At 60.3% G+C, this 15,869-nt stretch carries 18 protein-coding genes; 6 read left to right on the forward strand and 12 right to left on the reverse strand.

Annotated features, from left to right (window positions below; all coding sequences use genetic code 11):
- The first annotated feature begins 24 nt into the window (after window positions 1-24).
- Window positions 25-432, forward strand: coding sequence for a DoxX family protein (locus AC1DE4_RS12615; RefSeq protein WP_477881506.1), 408 nt, complete (start codon window positions 25-27; stop codon window positions 430-432).
- 5 nt (window positions 433-437) lie between these two features.
- Here AC1DE4_RS12615 and AC1DE4_RS12620 read toward each other — a convergent pair whose 3' ends face one another.
- The 8 genes from AC1DE4_RS12620 to AC1DE4_RS12655 all read right to left on the reverse strand — a co-directional run bounded on the left by AC1DE4_RS12620 (window position 438) and on the right by AC1DE4_RS12655 (window position 6,200).
- Window positions 438-1,211: a bestrophin-like domain gene (locus AC1DE4_RS12620; protein ID WP_018857088.1), complete on the reverse strand. Its 774-nt coding sequence runs from the start codon at window positions 1,209-1,211 to the stop codon at window positions 438-440.
- 102 nt (window positions 1,212-1,313) lie between these two features.
- Window positions 1,314-2,105, reverse strand: coding sequence for a sulfite exporter TauE/SafE family protein (locus AC1DE4_RS12625; protein ID WP_477881508.1), 792 nt, complete (start codon window positions 2,103-2,105; stop codon window positions 1,314-1,316).
- Between the two features lie 14 nt (window positions 2,106-2,119).
- A complete protein-coding gene (gene argC, locus AC1DE4_RS12630) occupies window positions 2,120-3,052 on the reverse strand; it encodes an N-acetyl-gamma-glutamyl-phosphate reductase (RefSeq protein ID WP_113470083.1) in 933 nt (310 codons plus the stop codon).
- Window positions 3,053-3,115: 63 nt separating this feature from the next.
- Entirely contained in the window at window positions 3,116-4,075 is a 960-nt protein-coding gene (gene speB / locus AC1DE4_RS12635; RefSeq protein ID WP_113470084.1) for an agmatinase, read from the reverse strand.
- 95 nt (window positions 4,076-4,170) lie between these two features.
- Entirely contained in the window at window positions 4,171-4,473 is a 303-nt protein-coding gene (locus AC1DE4_RS12640) for a putative quinol monooxygenase (RefSeq protein ID WP_169681791.1), read from the reverse strand.
- Between the two features lie 136 nt (window positions 4,474-4,609).
- A complete protein-coding gene (gene rpsI, locus AC1DE4_RS12645; RefSeq protein WP_018857083.1) occupies window positions 4,610-5,077 on the reverse strand; it encodes a 30S ribosomal protein S9 in 468 nt (155 codons plus the stop codon).
- 2 nt (window positions 5,078-5,079) lie between these two features.
- Complete coding sequence (gene rplM, locus AC1DE4_RS12650; RefSeq protein WP_018857082.1) at window positions 5,080-5,544, reverse strand: 50S ribosomal protein L13; 465 nt, start codon at window positions 5,542-5,544, stop codon at window positions 5,080-5,082.
- Between the two features lie 224 nt (window positions 5,545-5,768).
- Window positions 5,769-6,200 carry a PaaI family thioesterase gene (locus tag AC1DE4_RS12655; RefSeq protein WP_018857081.1) on the reverse strand — a complete coding sequence of 144 codons (432 nt, stop codon included), beginning with the start codon at window positions 6,198-6,200 and terminating at the stop codon, window positions 5,769-5,771.
- Window positions 6,201-6,273: 73 nt separating this feature from the next.
- On the opposite strand from AC1DE4_RS12655, the gene AC1DE4_RS12660 reads away from it, so the two are divergent.
- Window positions 6,274-7,107, forward strand: a complete 834-nt coding sequence (locus AC1DE4_RS12660) for an enoyl-CoA hydratase (protein ID WP_018857080.1) — start codon at window positions 6,274-6,276, stop codon at window positions 7,105-7,107.
- On the opposite strand, the gene AC1DE4_RS12665 is transcribed toward AC1DE4_RS12660, so the two are convergent.
- Together AC1DE4_RS12665 and AC1DE4_RS12670 are read right to left on the reverse strand one after the other, a co-directional pair.
- Window positions 7,108-7,944, reverse strand: coding sequence for an EamA family transporter (locus tag AC1DE4_RS12665; RefSeq protein ID WP_192304833.1), 837 nt, complete (start codon window positions 7,942-7,944; stop codon window positions 7,108-7,110). It abuts the gene before it with no gap.
- A 412-nt stretch (window positions 7,945-8,356) separates the two neighbouring features.
- Complete coding sequence (locus AC1DE4_RS12670; protein ID WP_113470085.1) at window positions 8,357-8,686, reverse strand: hypothetical protein; 330 nt, start codon at window positions 8,684-8,686, stop codon at window positions 8,357-8,359.
- Between the two features lie 104 nt (window positions 8,687-8,790).
- Here AC1DE4_RS12670 and AC1DE4_RS12675 point away from each other — a divergent pair, with 104 nt between their 5' ends.
- From AC1DE4_RS12675 to AC1DE4_RS12685, 3 genes are all read left to right on the forward strand, one after another.
- A complete protein-coding gene (locus AC1DE4_RS12675) occupies window positions 8,791-9,219 on the forward strand; it encodes a CoA-binding protein (RefSeq protein WP_113470086.1) in 429 nt (142 codons plus the stop codon).
- Window positions 9,220-9,329: 110 nt separating this feature from the next.
- Window positions 9,330-10,613 (forward strand): O-acetylhomoserine aminocarboxypropyltransferase, encoded by a 1,284-nt coding sequence (locus AC1DE4_RS12680; protein WP_192304835.1) that lies wholly within the window; start codon window positions 9,330-9,332, stop codon window positions 10,611-10,613.
- A 4-nt stretch (window positions 10,614-10,617) separates the two neighbouring features.
- The gene (locus tag AC1DE4_RS12685; protein ID WP_113470087.1) at window positions 10,618-10,962 is read left to right on the forward strand and encodes a cupin domain-containing protein; all 345 of its coding nucleotides are present in this window, start codon (window positions 10,618-10,620) and stop codon (window positions 10,960-10,962) included.
- 54 nt (window positions 10,963-11,016) lie between these two features.
- Here the strand turns inward: AC1DE4_RS12685 and AC1DE4_RS12690 are convergent, their stop codons facing one another.
- On the reverse strand, window positions 11,017-12,378 hold the full coding sequence (locus AC1DE4_RS12690) for a sigma-54-dependent transcriptional regulator (protein ID WP_477881512.1): 1,362 nt from the start codon (window positions 12,376-12,378) through the stop codon (window positions 11,017-11,019).
- Window positions 12,375-14,237 (reverse strand): sensor histidine kinase, encoded by a 1,863-nt coding sequence (locus AC1DE4_RS12695; protein WP_018857073.1) that lies wholly within the window; start codon window positions 14,235-14,237, stop codon window positions 12,375-12,377. Before AC1DE4_RS12695 ends, AC1DE4_RS12690 begins: the two co-directional genes overlap by 4 nt.
- 239 nt (window positions 14,238-14,476) lie before the next feature.
- Between AC1DE4_RS12695 and AC1DE4_RS12700 the strand changes: the two genes are divergently transcribed.
- On the forward strand, window positions 14,477-15,811 hold the full coding sequence (locus tag AC1DE4_RS12700) for a dicarboxylate/amino acid:cation symporter (RefSeq protein WP_477881514.1): 1,335 nt from the start codon (window positions 14,477-14,479) through the stop codon (window positions 15,809-15,811).
- Window positions 15,812-15,869: the final 58 nt, after the last annotated feature.

Genomic DNA, 15,869 nt, shown 5'->3' on the forward strand with positions numbered 1-15,869 from the left:
GCTTCGGGCCGAGGGAGAGATAGCATGAGAAAAACGTTCGCAATTCTGCTGGCGCGACTGATCTTCGGCGCCATTTTCGCGATGGCCATGAGTTTCAAGTTCATGGATATACAAGCCACCGCGAGCTATATCGCCGCGGCGGGCTTTCCTTTCCCGCTCTTCCTGGCGTGGATAGCGGCGTTCTTCGAACTTGCCCTGACGCTGGCATTCCTGACGGGAGCCTTCTTCTCGGAAGCCTCGGTTCTGGCCGGCATCTACGTGATATTCCTGGCCTTCGCCTTCCATGGCCCAAGCCATTGGAGCGCGAATCAGGCGGAGTTCGGTTTCTTCGTGGATCACTTTACCTTCCTCGCAGGCCTGCTCTACGCGGCGGTGCATGGACCGGGGGACGCGTTGGTCCTGAAGACGCGCTCGCCGCTGATGGCTCGATAGGTCAGCTATCCGGAGGGCGGAGGGTTTGCCAATTCATCGAGCAGGCGCTCGAACGCCGTCGGCTTCATCGTAGCCGGCGGGTTGTAGGGGTCTGAGAACGCGTAGATGAAGAAAAGAATGATGCCGGTGAACGCGCCGAGCACCGAAAGCAGCAGCAGGTTTCGCGCATCCGGCGGGTAGGGATAGTAGCCAAGCGCCATGAACACGAGCCCCGAAATCGCCGCGAACCAGAAGATGATGCTGATGGAATCGGTGCCGCTGTTTTCACGCTTGTCCCGCGCCTCCGCGATACGGTGCACATCACCAAGCATATGTTCGCGAATGCTTTGCTGGCGCACATTGGTCGGCGTCAGGTCGAGCACCCGCTGATAGACGCTGTCCCACTTGTTCCACGCCGTGGGCGATAGCTGCCCAGTGTCTCCAAGCATGCGCCACTCCTCGTCGACGACGATCTGCACATACTCGAAGAGCGCTTGCTGGATGGGCGCCTTCTCGTTGACGCCGTAGCGATCAGCGTCGAAATACACGTCTGCGATTGCGTTCGCTTCCGTGACGCTTTCGAACTTCAGTTGCTGGTACTCGATCATCTCCTGGGCGAAGACGAGCGCCAGGATCAGCGCATGCAGCGACGATATTCGCATGACGATGGCGCCGGCTAGCTCTCTGTCCTTGCCAGTCGGATCGCCGCCCATGATCAGACGCATCACAAAATAGAAGACCAGCGTTACGAGAACCGTACCGCCGATAAAGGCAACACCGAACAGGACGACTGCACTCATGCGCGCTCCCCCAAGGTCGGGCACGACTTTATGCGGCAGTGGACCATTGATCAACGACGGTTGCGCGGCTTCGCGCTCCGCCATTCGGCGGTGTGTTGGACCCTACCGGAGGACCCCATCGAGCAGCGGCATTGCCATGATGGCGGAGGCTGCGATCAGCAGATAACAGATCATTCGGAACGTGCTCTCCTTGGCGAGCCCGAACAGTTTCGAGCCGGCATAGAGACCGATGGTGTAACTCGGCAGGATAACGATCGTCAGGGCAAACACGGCCTCAACGAACAGCCCGCCAAAATAGTAGCTGACGACGCTGAAGCAGGTGGAGATCGCGAAATAGAGAATGACGTTTGCCCGCACCCGGGCAAAATCGGTCTTGCCGCCGAGCCAATAGGCAACGACCGGCGGTCCACCGAGCTGGGCAGCGCCGCTGAAGAGGCCGGCAACGAGACCTGTCGTGGAGGTCAGCGATACCAGTGGCTCGCCATGGTATCGCCACCCGGAAACCAGCAACGCAAGCAGGCAAATGGCGATCGCGGTGATCGCCCAGCGCAACGTCAGCGGATCCACCAGCGCCAGCGCTGCCGTCCCGGCAGGCACGCCAAGCACCGCGCCCGCTGCCATGGTGAAGACTTCACGCCGGTTTGCGCTGCGCCAAGCCGGGGGAATCATACCAAGCGTCGCCAGGCCATCGATGACGAGCAGGACGGGCGATATCAGCTTCGGACCTATGATTGCGCCGCCAAGCGGAACGAAGATCAGCGCCGCGCCGAATCCGGAGAAGCCGCGTGCCAGTCCCGCAATCAATGCTATGGCGACGAGCGATGAAATGCCGCGGTCTGGTAGGGCGGCAACAAACCACGCGCTCGTGTTCGCCAGCAGCGTCTCAAGCGACATGATCGGTTCCGGGATTAGGAGGCGAGCATCAGGTCCATGTTCTGAACCGCGGCGCCCGAGGCACCCTTGCCAAGGTTGTCGAGCAGCGCAACGAGGTTGACCTGAGACGCACCCGGCGTGCCGAACACGAAGAGCTTCATCGTGTCCTTGCCGGCAAGCTCGACGGCATCGATACGGGGGAGCTTGCGGCTCTCGTCCAGCGGCACCACCGTCACGATGTCCTGGCCCGCATAGTGAGCGACAAGAGCAGCGTGGATGCTTTCGAGCGTCGTGCCCTCGGCAAGATCGTCGAGATGCAGCGGTACCTGAACGATCATGCCCTGCGGGAACTTGCCGACAGACGGCGAGAAGATCGGTGCGCGATCCAGCAGGCCGTGGATCTTCATCTCGGGCACGTGCTTGTGTGCCAGCGTCAACCCGTAGAGGAAGTGCGGCGCGGTGATCGCATCCTCCCGGCTCTGATCCTCGATCTGCGCGATCATCTGCTTGCCGCCGCCGGTGTAGCCGGAGACCGCATTGACCGTGACCGGATAGCCGTCGGGCAGAATGCCGGCAGCGCGCATCGGCCGGATGAGGCCGATCGCGCCGGTGGGGTAGCAGCCCGGATTGGCGACGAAACGCGCCGCCTTGATCGTCTCTGCCTGCTCCTTGTCCATCTCCGCGAAGCCATAGGCCCAGGAAGGATTGACACGGAACGCCGTGGAGGTGTCGATGACACGCACGTTGTTGTTGCCCGAGACCATCTGCACCGCTTCCTTCGAAGCGTCGTCGGGCAGGCAGAGGATCGCGATATCGGCGCTGTTCAGCATGTCCTCGCGCATCGCGGCGTTGCGACGCTCCGCTTCCGGGATCGACAGAAGCTCGACATCGCGGCGGCCGGCCATGCGCGTGCGGATCTGCAAGCCCGTCGTGCCATGTTCGCCATCGATGAAGATCTTCGGTGCCATTGTCTCGCTCACACTTTCAACAGGTTAGAAAGAAGTCCGGAATCATTTTGTAAGAGGGATGAGTCAGCCGTGTGACGCGCTTGCGCGGCGCTCGGCATGTAGGCCAAGCATATACATCGCGACCGTCGCCCCCGCAATGGCGGTGATGTCCGCATGATCGTAGGGCGGCGAGACCTCGACGACGTCGGCGCCGCGGATATCCAGCTGGTGCAGACGCTGCAGCACCGAGAGAATCTTGGCGCTCGAGGGACCACCTGCCACAGGCGTACCGGTGCCGGGCGCATAGGCGGGATCGAGGCAATCGATATCGAAGGTCAGGTAGGCCGGCGCGCCGCGGGTATGCGAGATGATCGTCGAGGCGATATCGCTCGGAGTCATCTCCTCAAGCTGATGGCCGTAGAGAATATGAATGCCGAAATCCTCGGGTGCGTGGGTGCGGATGCCGATCTGGATCGACCGATCGGGATCGATGATGCCGTCCCGCGCGGCCCGCGCCACGAACGAGCCATGATCGATCCGCCTGTTGTCGTCGAACCAGGTGTCCTGATGCGCATCGAACTGGACGAGTGCTAGCGGTCCGTGCTTGGCGGCATGCGCCTTGAGGATCGGCCAGGTGACAAAATGATCGCCGCCAAGGGTCAGCATGAATGCACCGCTGTCGACAATCGCCTTCGACTGCCGTTCGATTGCTGCGGGCGTCTCGTGGTGGTTGCCGTAGTCGAGCAAGCAGTCGCCATAGTCGATCACGGCCATCTCGGCAAAGAGATCGCGGTTGAATGGATATTGCGGGTCGTTGTCGAAGATCGCCGACGCACGCCGTATCGCTTGCGGTCCGAACCGCGTGCCCGGCCGATTGGATGTCGCGGCATCGAAAGGGATGCCCCAGACGACCGCATCCGCGTCGGCCAGTTCCTTGGTGAAGCGGCGACGCATGAACGACAGCGCCCCGGCGAAGGTGGGGTCGCTGGCGGCCGATGTGAGGCTCGTTGCCGTGAATGCGTGGTCGATCGACTTGTTGGCCAAGAGATGCTCCTCGAGGGTGTTGGTCGCTATGCCTACCAGAAACGAATCTCAAACCGAAAGGCCAAAACGGTTCTGGTCGCTCGGCCAAACTGGTTTTACCCCGGCAGCTTGTCGGCCAACACCTCGGGTGTCTTCAGTTGCGGCGCTTCGGCAAGCAGTTCAGCTGCTCGTGCCATCAGCGTCGCGGCCAGCTTGCCGTTCAAATGCGCCTGCCGGCCTGCCTCATCGTCAAAGGTATCGAAGATGGCGAATGTGCTCTGGTCGTAGCGAATGGCAAACCACGTCACGGTACCGGGCTCCTGTTCGACAAGCGCCTGCGCGCTCTTCAAGAACGTCGCCACTTCTTCTTCCTTGCCGGATTTTGCTTTCAGTTCGACATAGATTGCTTGCTTGGTCATTCCTGCCTCCCTTGGGATGCGCGTGAAGCGCCTGGAATGCAGTAGAACTGGCAAGGGAACGGGCCGCTTCAAGCAGCCACCAAACAAAAAGGCCGGGCGAAGCGCCCGGCCTTTCGTAGTCGATATTCCGCAGCGATTAACGCTTGGAGAACTGGAACGAACGGCGGGCCTTGGCCTTACCGTACTTCTTACGTTCAACAACGCGGCTGTCGCGGGTCAGGAAGCCRCCCTTCTTCAGGACCGAGCGCAGGCCCGGCTCGAAGTAGGTGAGGGCCTTGGAAAGACCGTGACGAACGGCGCCGGCCTGGCCGGAAAGACCGCCGCCTGCAACCGTTGCAACGATGTCGAACTGGCCGTCACGGGCAGCAGCGACGATCGGCTGACGCAGAATCATCTGCAGAACCGGGCGTGCGAAGTATTCCGCGAATTCCTTGCCGTTGACGATGATCTTGCCGGAACCCGGCTTGACCCAAACGCGGGCAACAGCGTTCTTGCGCTTGCCGGTCGCGTAGGAACGGCCAAGCGAGTCGACCTTACGGACGTGAGCCGGAGCAGCAGCTGCTTCGGACGTGCCGAGATCCTTCAGGGAGGAGAGGTCAGCCATTCTTAGGCGCTCCTTACGTTCTTCTTGTTCAGCTTGGCGACGTCGAGAACGACAGGCTGCTGTGCTTCATGAGGATGATTGGAACCAGCGTAAACGCGGAGGTTCTTCATCTGACGACGGCCGAGCGGGCCGCGCGGAACCATGCGCTCAACAGCCTTCTCGAGAACGCGCTCCGGGAAGCGGCCTTCGATGAGCTGGCGAGCGGTACGCTCCTTGATGCCGCCGGCATAACCGGTGTGCCAGTAGTAAACCTTGTCGGAGTACTTCTTGCCGGTGAAAACGACCTTGTCGGCGTTGATGACGATAACGTTGTCGCCGTCGTCAACGTGAGGCGTGAAAGTTGCCTTGTGCTTGCCGCGCAGACGCATAGCGATGATGGAAGCGAGACGACCAACGACGAGCCCTTCGGCGTCGATGATGACCCACTTCTTCTCCACCTCTGCAGGCTTCTGGGAGAAGGTTGCCATAGTTGTTACTCTCTTTTGGATCCCTCGGCCCGAAGGCGAGAGGGCGTTTCTTGTTGCTTGGTTTGGCTGTCCGAAGACGCACCAAAAAGAAAGCAGCACGGAAAGGCTGCATTTCTGGTGGTGTTTATAGAGGCAAAGCAGCCTGGGGTCAATATTTACGAATTGGCGTGCAGCAAAAATGTATCAGTAAAATCAATATGTTATATATGTGGTATTGTGTTACCTCATATTTCGCGCGGCGGAATGGAGTAAGTCGCCGTCGCATGAGCGATCAACTCGTCCGCACTTTCCTGGAAAATCGAGGCCTCGATGACGGCGAGCCGCTTGCCAAGCTTGAGAATCCGACAGGTGCAAGTCGTCGGTCTAGGCTTCGGCAGGCGCAGGAAATTGATGTTGAGATTGGCGGTAACCGCCAGCGCCACCGGCCCGATATGCGCCAATACTGCTGCATAGGCCGTCACATCCGCCAAGGTGAAAAGGGCTGGTCCGGAGACGGTGCCGCCGGGGCGCAAGTGCCTCTCGCTCGGGTCCAGCCGCATCGAGACGCTGCCGGGTGTGATCTCGGTGATCGCAAATACGCGCCCACCCGTGTGGATCTGCGGAAAGTCCGTATCCAGAAAACGGTGGAGCTCGTCGATCGTCATGACCGGCTGCATGAGTTTGCCTCGAAATTGCTTGTCGCCTGTGGCAGAACAATTAGCACGAAATAGCAATGCAGGGAGTTAGACCATGGCCGAAGTCGTATCCTTTCGGAAGGACCCGAGCAAAGCGGGCGAGGGCGCGCTCGTCATCCCGCAATTGAGCGATGGCATCCTGCGGCTGACGCTCAGCAATCCGCCTGCAAATGCGCTCTCGATCGCCGTCATGGAGACCCTGATCGGTGAGCTCCAGAGCGCCGCCGAGGACGCTGCCGTTCGCGTGGTCATCATCGCATCGACCGGCAATGTCTTCTCTGCCGGCCACGACCTCAAGGAATTGACCGCGCATCGGGCCGATGAGGACGGCGGCGAGGCATTCTTCGAAGAAACCTTTGCGCTGGCCGCTGATCTCATGCTCGAAATCACCCGCTTGCCAAAGCCTGTCATCGCCGAGATCGACGGCCTCGCAACGGCTGCCGGTTGCCAGCTTGTCGCCTCCTGCGATCTTGCGATCTGCACCGATACGGCAACCTTCTGTACGCCCGGCGTCAATATCGGCCTGTTCTGCTCGACCCCCATGGTGGCCGTGTCCCGCGCGGCGCATCGCAAGCAGGCGATGGAGATGTTGCTCACCGGTGAGACGATCGACGCCTCGACCGCGAAGGATTTCGGCCTGGTGAACCGCATCGTGCCGAAGCAATATCTGACGCAGGTCGTCACCAAATACGCGTCCGTCATTGCAAGCAAATCGCCGTTGACGCTGAAGATCGGCAAGGAGGCATTCTACCGCCAGCTCGAAATGCCCGTCGAGGAAGCCTACGGCTATGCTGCTCAGGTCATGGTCGACAATATGCTGACCGCCGATGCCGAGGAGGGGATTGGGGCCTTCCTGTCCAAGCGCATGCCGCAGTGGACCGGCGAATAGCTAGCCGAGTTTCAGGATCAGCCCGCCTGCGGCGATGATTGCGCCGGCGAGATAGCGCCAGGGACTGGCCTTTTCCTTCAAAACGATGACTGAGATCAGCAGGGCGAAGAGGATCGACGTCTCGCGCAGCGCCGCAACAGTTGCCACCGGGGCCTTGGTCATCGCCCAAAGGGCGAGGCCGTAGGACGCGATCGATCCGCCGCCACCGATCAGGCCGCGCCACCAGTTGTAGCGGACATGCATGGCGACTGCGACGGCGCCGCGCTTAGAGATCGCCCAGGTGAATAGCAATACCGGCGGCAGCAGCGACATCCATAGCGTATAGGAGACGGCATTGCCCGAGACGCGGGCGCCGACACCGTCGACATAGGTGTAGGTCGCAATCACGCAGGCATTGGCGAGGGCCAGCCTGATCGCGTGGCCGCTGCCTTTTCGCGCCTCGAAGGCCAGCGTCAGGATACCGGCGCAGATCGTCATCGTGCCGAGGAGCGAGCCGGTCGACAGTGTCTCGTTCAGGATGAAACCGCTGGTGCCCGCAATCAGCAGCGGAGCGCACCCGCGCATCAGCGGATAGACAAGGCCGATGTCGCCTGCGCGATATGCGCCTGCGACGAGCTGAAAATACGCGAACTGGAGAACAGCGGAAGCGCCGATGAATGGCCATGCGGCCGAGTTCGGCAATGGCAGGAACATCAGGAAGGGAAGAGCGCACACGGCACCGCCTGCCGAAATGAGGCTGGCATCGAGCGATTTGTCCGTGCCCGCCTTGATCATGGCGTTCCATGTCGCGTGCAACAGGGCACCAAATAGAACGAGCAAAATGACGTGGATTGGCAAAAAGACCACCGGGCGGTGTGAAAACAGCGATTGTGGAATTGTTGTTACGCCGCTCTTGGTAAAAATCAATCCCGTTCGATGACAGGACGGACCACACTGGCTCCCGGTCGCCCGTCAAGCAACCTGAGGATGCTGGCCCTCAAATCGATAAAAGAGGAACGTACACCAGAGGTATTTGCTCGATGGTCGCCTGTTCAACCATGAGGCGTTGCTAACATATGCAAGAACATATGTGAACATATACAGGATATACATAGAACGGTGACGGAGGCTACGGATTTGCCACCGCAGATTCTCACAAAACTGTGACAAAAGCCATCACGGAATCCATCGCTTAGCCGAAATTTTGTGACGCGCGCGCTTGAGCCCGCGAGGCTAAAGCGTCGCGATTTGGGACGGCAGAAACAAGCCTTTACAGCGAATAATCGGGAATGATAAACATCCCGTCTAAGTTGTCTATATTCTGGCAGTTCAGCACGCGACACCTCGGATTGTCCTTCGTAGGAATGGTCGTCCATTCAGCATATTGATTGGGGTCGCAATAGTTGCTGTTGCGAATGTAGCGGTCGAACAATGTCATGCCGCTCACTCGTTTCGACGGATACCGAAGGATCACGGCGCCCTCGTTATGGATCGCCGCGCGCGCTGCCTGGCAGCTCATGTTGAGCGCATTGTATCTCGAAATGGCCAGTGCCGGGGAGGCGGCCATGACGAAGGCGATCGCGACAACCAATTTTTTCATGGGAAAATCCTCCTGCTGCGTCCTAATTCCTATATACGCTGAAACGATCAGCCTGGTTTCAACCAACCCCGAAGTAAACGCGATTGTTATTGGAGGCGAAGTCCTTGAATCACGATAGGTATGAGGATGACTACATCCTCGGTATTCTGCGTTCCGTGAAGACGATTGCCCTGACGGGCGCGTCACCGAACCCCGCGCGACCGAGCAATGGCGTGATGGGCTATCTGCTGTCTCGGGGGTACAACGTTATCCCCGTGAATCCCGGTCAGGCAGGTAAGCAGATCCATGGCCAGACGGTCTACGCTCGGCTTGCCGATGTCCCGGTATTGGTCGATATGGTCGAGGTCTTCCGGGCTTCGGAATTTCTGTCGGGTGTTGTCGACGAGGCATTGGCAATGAGCCCGCGGCCGAAGGTGATATGGTCTCAGCTTGGTGTACGTGACGATGCGGCAGCGGCAAGAGCCGAGGCTGCCGGCATCAAGGTCGCCATGGATCGCTGCCCGGCAATTGAGTATCCCCGCCTCATCGGCTGAGTGGTTGGATTTTCCAAATAACGTGCCTGGGTTGAAAAAGAACGCGATTAACTTTTCGCGGTTGTTCGCTATGCTCGCCGCCATTCGATCAAGCTGAATGGGAGGATTTCATGGCCAAGAGCGGTCCGGGTTTCAATACGTTGGCAGTTCATGCGGGGGCACAGCCCGACCCCACGACCGGCGCACGCGCGACACCGATCTACCAGACGACGGCTTTTGTCTTTAACGATTCGGATCACGCGGCGGCCCTCTTCGGTCTGCAGCAGTTCGGCAACATCTACACCCGGATCATGAACCCGACCCAGGCCGTGCTCGAAGAGCGCGTCGCGGCACTCGAAGGTGGCACCGCGGCGCTTGCCGTTGCGTCCGGCCATGCGGCCCAAGTGATTGTCTTTCACACGCTGATGCGCCCCGGCGAGAATTTCGTGGCCGCGAAGCGCCTGTACGGAGGCTCTATCAATCAGTTCGGTCATGCCTTCGATAATTACGGCTGGCAGGTTCGCTGGGCGGATCCCGCGGATCCCGCGAGCTTCGAAAGCCAGATCGATGGCAAGACGCGGGCAATCTTCATCGAGAGCCTCGCAAACCCCGGCGGTACCTTCGTCGACATCGCTGCGATCGCGGCAGTGGCGCACAAGCATGGCCTGCCTCTGATTGTCGACAACACCATGGCGAGCCCCTATCTCATCCGGCCGATCGAACACGGTGCCGATATCGTCGTGCATTCACTGACGAAGTTCCTGGGCGGTCACGGCAACTCCATGGGCGGCATGATCGTCGATGGCGGGACCTTCGATTGGTCGAAGTCCGGCAACTATCCGATGCTGTCTAGCCCGCGGCCGGAATATAACGGCGTGGTCCTGCATTCGACATTCGGCAATTTCGCATTTGCCATCGCCTGCCGCGTGCTTGGCCTGCGCGATCTCGGTCCGGCCATTTCTCCCTTCAATGCATTCCTGATCCTGACCGGCATCGAGACGTTGCCGCTGCGCATGCAGCGCCACAGCGATAACGCGATAGCCGTCGCAAGGTGGTTGAAGGCGCACAGCAAGGTCGCCTGGGTGAATTATGCCGGCCTCGAGGACGACCCGAACCACACGCTGCAGCAGCGCTATTCGCCGAAGGGCGCCGGCTCCGTCTTCACCTTTGGTGTCAAGGGCGGCTACGAGGCCGGCAAGACGCTGGTCGAGGGGTTGGAACTGTTCTCGCATCTCGCCAACATTGGCGACACACGCTCGCTCGTGATCCATCCGGCATCGACCACGCACCGGCAATTGACGGACGAGCAAAGGATCGCCGCCGGCGCCGGGCCCGACGTCGTTCGCCTTTCGGTTGGCATCGAGGACGTGAAGGATATCATCGCCGATCTCGAGCAATCGCTGGCGAAGATTTGAGGCAATGGCAAACTACCTGACTTTTGACATCAACGGCGTCGAACCGGAGTTCGGCGCCCCGGATGCCGACCGCATACTGGCCGGCGACCCGCAGTTCAAAACCTGGAACTTGGAGGAGGCCGATGGCGGCCTCTATTCCGGCATATGGGAGGCGACGCCCGGCAAGTGGCGGATCGCCTATGACGAGTGGGAATATTTCAACGTGCTTTCGGGCCACTCTGTTGTCACGGAGGACGGTGGTGACGCTGTGCATCTTCGCGCAGGCGATCGGATGATCCTCAGGCCCGGCTTTAGGGGAACCTGGGAAGTGGTTGAAACGACTCGCAAGGATTATGTCGTCCGCCTTTGACTGCGTGGCGGAAGGCGAAGGTCTGGTCACCGATCGGCACGGCGGTCACAGGGGCTAGCTTCTGTCGGAAGAGGCGAAATCGCTGCGGACGATGCCGTGGCGCTGGAGCTTGTCGTAGAATGTCTTCCTGGGAATGCCGAGGTCCGCGATCGTGCGGCGGACGTCGCCGTCATTGGCGTTCAGAGCTTCGCGAATGATGTGGGCCTCGTAGCGTTCGAGCCGGTCCGGAAGCGACAAGGCTCCATCCGTCTCCGGTTCTGCTGCCGGAGCACGATCCGAGACCTGCCCGACGCCGAGCACGAACCGTTCGGCAAAATGTGACAGTTCGCGCACGTTGCCCGGCCAGTCGTATTCCCGCAGGTGGCGATGGATCGACGAGGGGATCGTGGGCACGTCTCGCTTGAAGCGGCTCGCGGCGCGCTCGGCGAAGTAGCCGAAAAGCAGCGGAACGTCATCCCTTCGCTCCTTGAGTGGCGGGATCGAGATCGTCACGACATTGAGCCGATAATAAAGATCCTCACGAAAGTCGCCACGCTGGCGGGGATCACTGAGATCGATCTTGGAGGCGGCGACAACACGCAGGTCGACCGGTCGGACCTCGTTGGTGCCAAGCGGCGCAACCTCGCGCATCTCGAGCACACGCAGCATCTGCACCTGGGTTGCCGGCGGCATGCTCTCGATCTCGTCGAGAAAAAGCGTTCCGCCGCTCGCATGCTCGATGCGACCGATGCGCTTTTTCTGCGCGCCGGTGAAGGCGCCGGGCTCATGACCGAACAGCTCGCTTTCAACCACGCTTTCCGGCAGCGCACCGCAGTTGAGTGCGACGAAATTGCCGGATGCGCGTCGACTCCAGCGGTGGAGCAGGCTTGCCACGACCTCCTTGCCGCTGCCGGTTTCTCCCATCAGGAGAACGTCGACATCGGTGTCGGCAATCTGTCGCAGGGTGTGGCGCAGCCGCTCCATCGCCGGCGTCTGGCCGATCAGCGGAAGGTCGTCGCGTGCCTCTTCGGTCGCCTTGCGCAGAGACCTGTTTTCCATCACGAGACGACGCTTTTCGGCGGCGCGCCGCACGCTCTGGATGAGCCGGTCTGTCGCGAACGGCTTGGTGATGAAATCATAGACTCCGTCCTGCATGGCTTTCACCGCCATCGGAATATCGCCATGTCCTGTAACCAGGATGACCGGCAGATCCTCGTCCCGTTGTCGCACGCGACCGAAGAGCTGCAGGCCATCGATCCCAGGCATCCGGATATCGGAAACTACGACGCCTGCGAATTCCGGGCTCAATGCCGCCAGTGCTTCCCCCGCGTCGGAAAAAGCCGAAACGGAAAAGCCGGCGAGCTCAAGCGTCTGCTTCGTTGCCCGCAGCAGGTCCTTGTCGTCATCGATGAGAAAAATCGGCGTTACATCGGTCATGCCATGGCCTTCCGCAGGTGCACCGTAAAGCAGGTTCCGTTCGCATCGCTCGTCACGTCGATGCGGCCGCCATAGTCGGCCACGATGTCCTTGGAAATGACGAGGCCGAGACCCAAACCTCTTTCCTTGGACGTATTGAACGGCGTGAAGAGCGACTTCAGGATGTCAGGCGAAATCCCCGGGCCGTTGTCGGCGACCTTGATTGCAACTTCGTCGCCTGTCTCTGTCACCGAGACGTCGACCTTCGCGTCGGCTCGCCCGTCAAGGGCCTCCAAAGCATTCTGGAACAGGTTGATCAGGATCTGTTCAAGCCGGATCCGGTTGCCGAGTACGCATAGCCTCGCTGGAGGCGGCCGAATATCGAGTGCTTCCAGTTGTCCGGCAAAGCGGCTTTTCAGCAGAACAACCGCTCCATCAATAACACTCAGCAATTCCACGGGCTCCGGCGCCACGCGGCCCTTGCGCGCAAATGCCTTCAACTCGTCGGTAATCGCTCCGATCCGTTCGGTGAGGCCGGCAATCGCCTCCAGGTTTTCGTCCACCTGATTCGTCTGCCGGCGTTCCAGAAAGACGCGGGCGTTGTCTGCATAGGCGCGTATGGTCGCGACCGGCTGGTTGATCTCGTGGGCCACGCCCGCCGCCACCTGGCCGAGGATCGCGAGCCGGTTCGCCTGCACCAGTTCCTGCTGCACGACCTGCAGCCTTGCTTCGGTTTCCCTGTGATCGGAGATTTCGGCCTGCAGACGGTCGCGCGCCCTGCTGAGATCGTCGGTTCGCTCGACGACCCTTCGCTCCAGCTCCTCGCGCATGGCTTGTTCTTCCGCGATCTTGGTCGCGGCCGCCTGGCGCCTCCATAGGAGAAACGCTGCGATGGCGAGAATGGGCAGAAGGACGGCAAGCGACAGTAGGCGCATTTCTCGAACGGACGCGGCGACCGGGGCGTCGGTCGGTACCAGATACTCGAGATGCCATGGGGTGGTGGGAACTGGCGTTGCTAGGCGCAAATATTCGCCTTCGCCACTGCCGGGAAGAACGGCGGAAACAAGCGAGGCCTCGGCATCGATTGGCCGGGGCCGCATGATAGGCAATTTCGCCAACGGCGCATCGCCGAACTGTTGGCTGTTGCGGATGGCGGCAAGCTCAGCCTCAGGCACCGGACCGTTGATCATAAAACGCCAGGAGGGGATACTGGTGATCAGAACAACGCCGCGATTGTCGGTGACATAAACAGGACGATGCGTATCGCGCCAATCGCTCTCAAGCTGGTCGAACTCGAGCTTGACGACCACGACGCCAAGGGGCGCCGCCGCACTGCCGACGCGGCGCGAAATGTAGAGGCCAGGGCGCTTGCTGACACTGCCTAGGGCAAAATGCTCGGCGGTTCCTTCATCCATCGCCTTTCGGAAGTAATCGCGGAAGGCGTAGTCGTTGCCGACGAAGCTGATGGGCTCCCGCCAGTTGCTCGAGGAGACAGCGATACCGTTGGGACCAATGACGTAGAGCACCGCGGCCTGCGTTCCCGTGACAAGTCGCTCCAGCTTCCGGTTCAAGATGTCGATTGCATCGCTGCTTTTGGACGAGAGGCCATCGAGAACCTGCTGGTCCTCGGCAAGAAGCAGGGGCAGGGCGCGTGGCCTCTCCAGAACGGCGTTGAGCAGCGCCACCTTCAGGCTCGCATCGGTCCGGCTCTGGCTCACAATCGTATCGATGGCGGCGCGACGCCCATAGACGGTCGCGCCGAACAGCGTGGCAAGGATCAGCGCTGCCGAAACCGAAGCAAAGAGGATCCACGTTCGCCGTACCCGCCGGCTGGCACGGTGGAAGGAACCGAAATCCGATCTCGAAGAGGATTGAAGCATTGTTCACTCTGTGCGTAATTCCGCACTCACGTCAAATCAATTTGTGCGAAAATGCGCTCATCTCTTTTGCTTTACGGCGCGGACGAACAATAGACTGTTGCGAAATCAATATCTTAATAGCGGCGTCGCAACTTGGCACGCATGTTGCAAAACCTCCGCAAACAGCCGCGTGGCTGTTGAATTGGTAACGCAATCGCCCCGGGAGGCCACCGTTGGTTTTGGGGCACATGGAGGACATCATGGGTGCAGCACTTCCAGTCGCGCAGCCGCGCGGCAAGGTTCCCTTCTATCGGCTTCTCTACGTGCAGGTTCTTGCCGCCATCTGTGCTGGCATCCTGCTCGGTCATTTCTATCCCGATATCGGCACGGCTCTGAAGCCGCTCGGCGACGCTTTCATCAAGCTCGTCAAAATGATCATCGCCCCCGTCATCTTCTTGACCGTTGCAACCGGCATCGCCGGCATGTCGGACCTGCAGAAGGTTGGACGCGTTGCCGGCAAGGCGATGCTGTACTTCCTCGTCTTTTCGACGCTGGCATTGGCTGTCGGCCTGCTGGTGGCCAACGTGATACAGCCGGGCGCCGGCATGCATATCGATCCGGCGACGCTGGATACCAAGGCCGTCGCAAGCTACGCGGAAAAGGCTCATGACTCGACCGTCACGGGCTTCCTGATGAACATTATCCCGAACACGATCGTTGGTGCTTTTGCCGACGGCGACATTCTTCAGGTGCTGTTCTTCTCCGTCCTGTTCGGTATCGCGCTTGCCATGGTCGGCGATCGCGGTCGGCCGGTCGCTGACTTCCTGCAGTCACTGACGGTGCCGGTCTTCAAGCTGGTGGCGGTCCTGATGAAGGCAGCTCCGATCGGCGCTTTCGGCGCCATGGCGTTCACCATCGGCAAATACGGCATCGGCTCCATTGCAAACCTGGCAATGCTGATCGGTACCTTTTATCTGACATCGCTGCTCTTCGTTCTGGTCGTTCTCGGTGCGGTTGCCCGCTACAACGGGTTTTCGATCCTTGCGCTGATCCGTTACATCAAGGAGGAGCTGCTGCTGGTGCTCGGTACGTCTTCTTCGGAAGCCGCGCTTCCGGGCCTCATGGCCAAGATGGAACAGGCAGGCTGCAAGCGCTCTGTCGTCGGTCTCGTCATTCCGACCGGCTATTCCTTCAACCTCGACGGCACGAACATCTATATGACGCTCGCAGCCCTCTTCATCGCTCAGGCGACGGATACCCCGCTGACGCTGGCAGACCAGATCCTGCTTCTGCTGGTCGCGATGCTGAGCTCCAAGGGCGCTGCCGGCATCACCGGTGCCGGCTTCATTACGCTTGYCGCAACGCTCTCGGTAGTGCCCTCGGTTCCAGTGGCAGGTATGGCGCTAATCCTCGGTATCGACCGCTTCATGTCGGAATGCCGCGCGCTGACCAACTTTGTCGGCAACGCGGTCGCGACGGTCGTCGTCGCCCGCTGGGAAAATGAACTTGATCAGACGAGGTTTGCTGCGGCCATGGCCGGCAGGTTGCCTCCGGAACCGGTCGACGGTGTGCCGGCTCTGCAGGCCGCGGAATAACGCCAAACCGTAAGGTGTTGGAAGCATGACAGAGAGGTCCGTGTTCTCCGGAACGCGG

Source organism: Rhizobium sp. 10N414 (assembly GCF_056394785.1).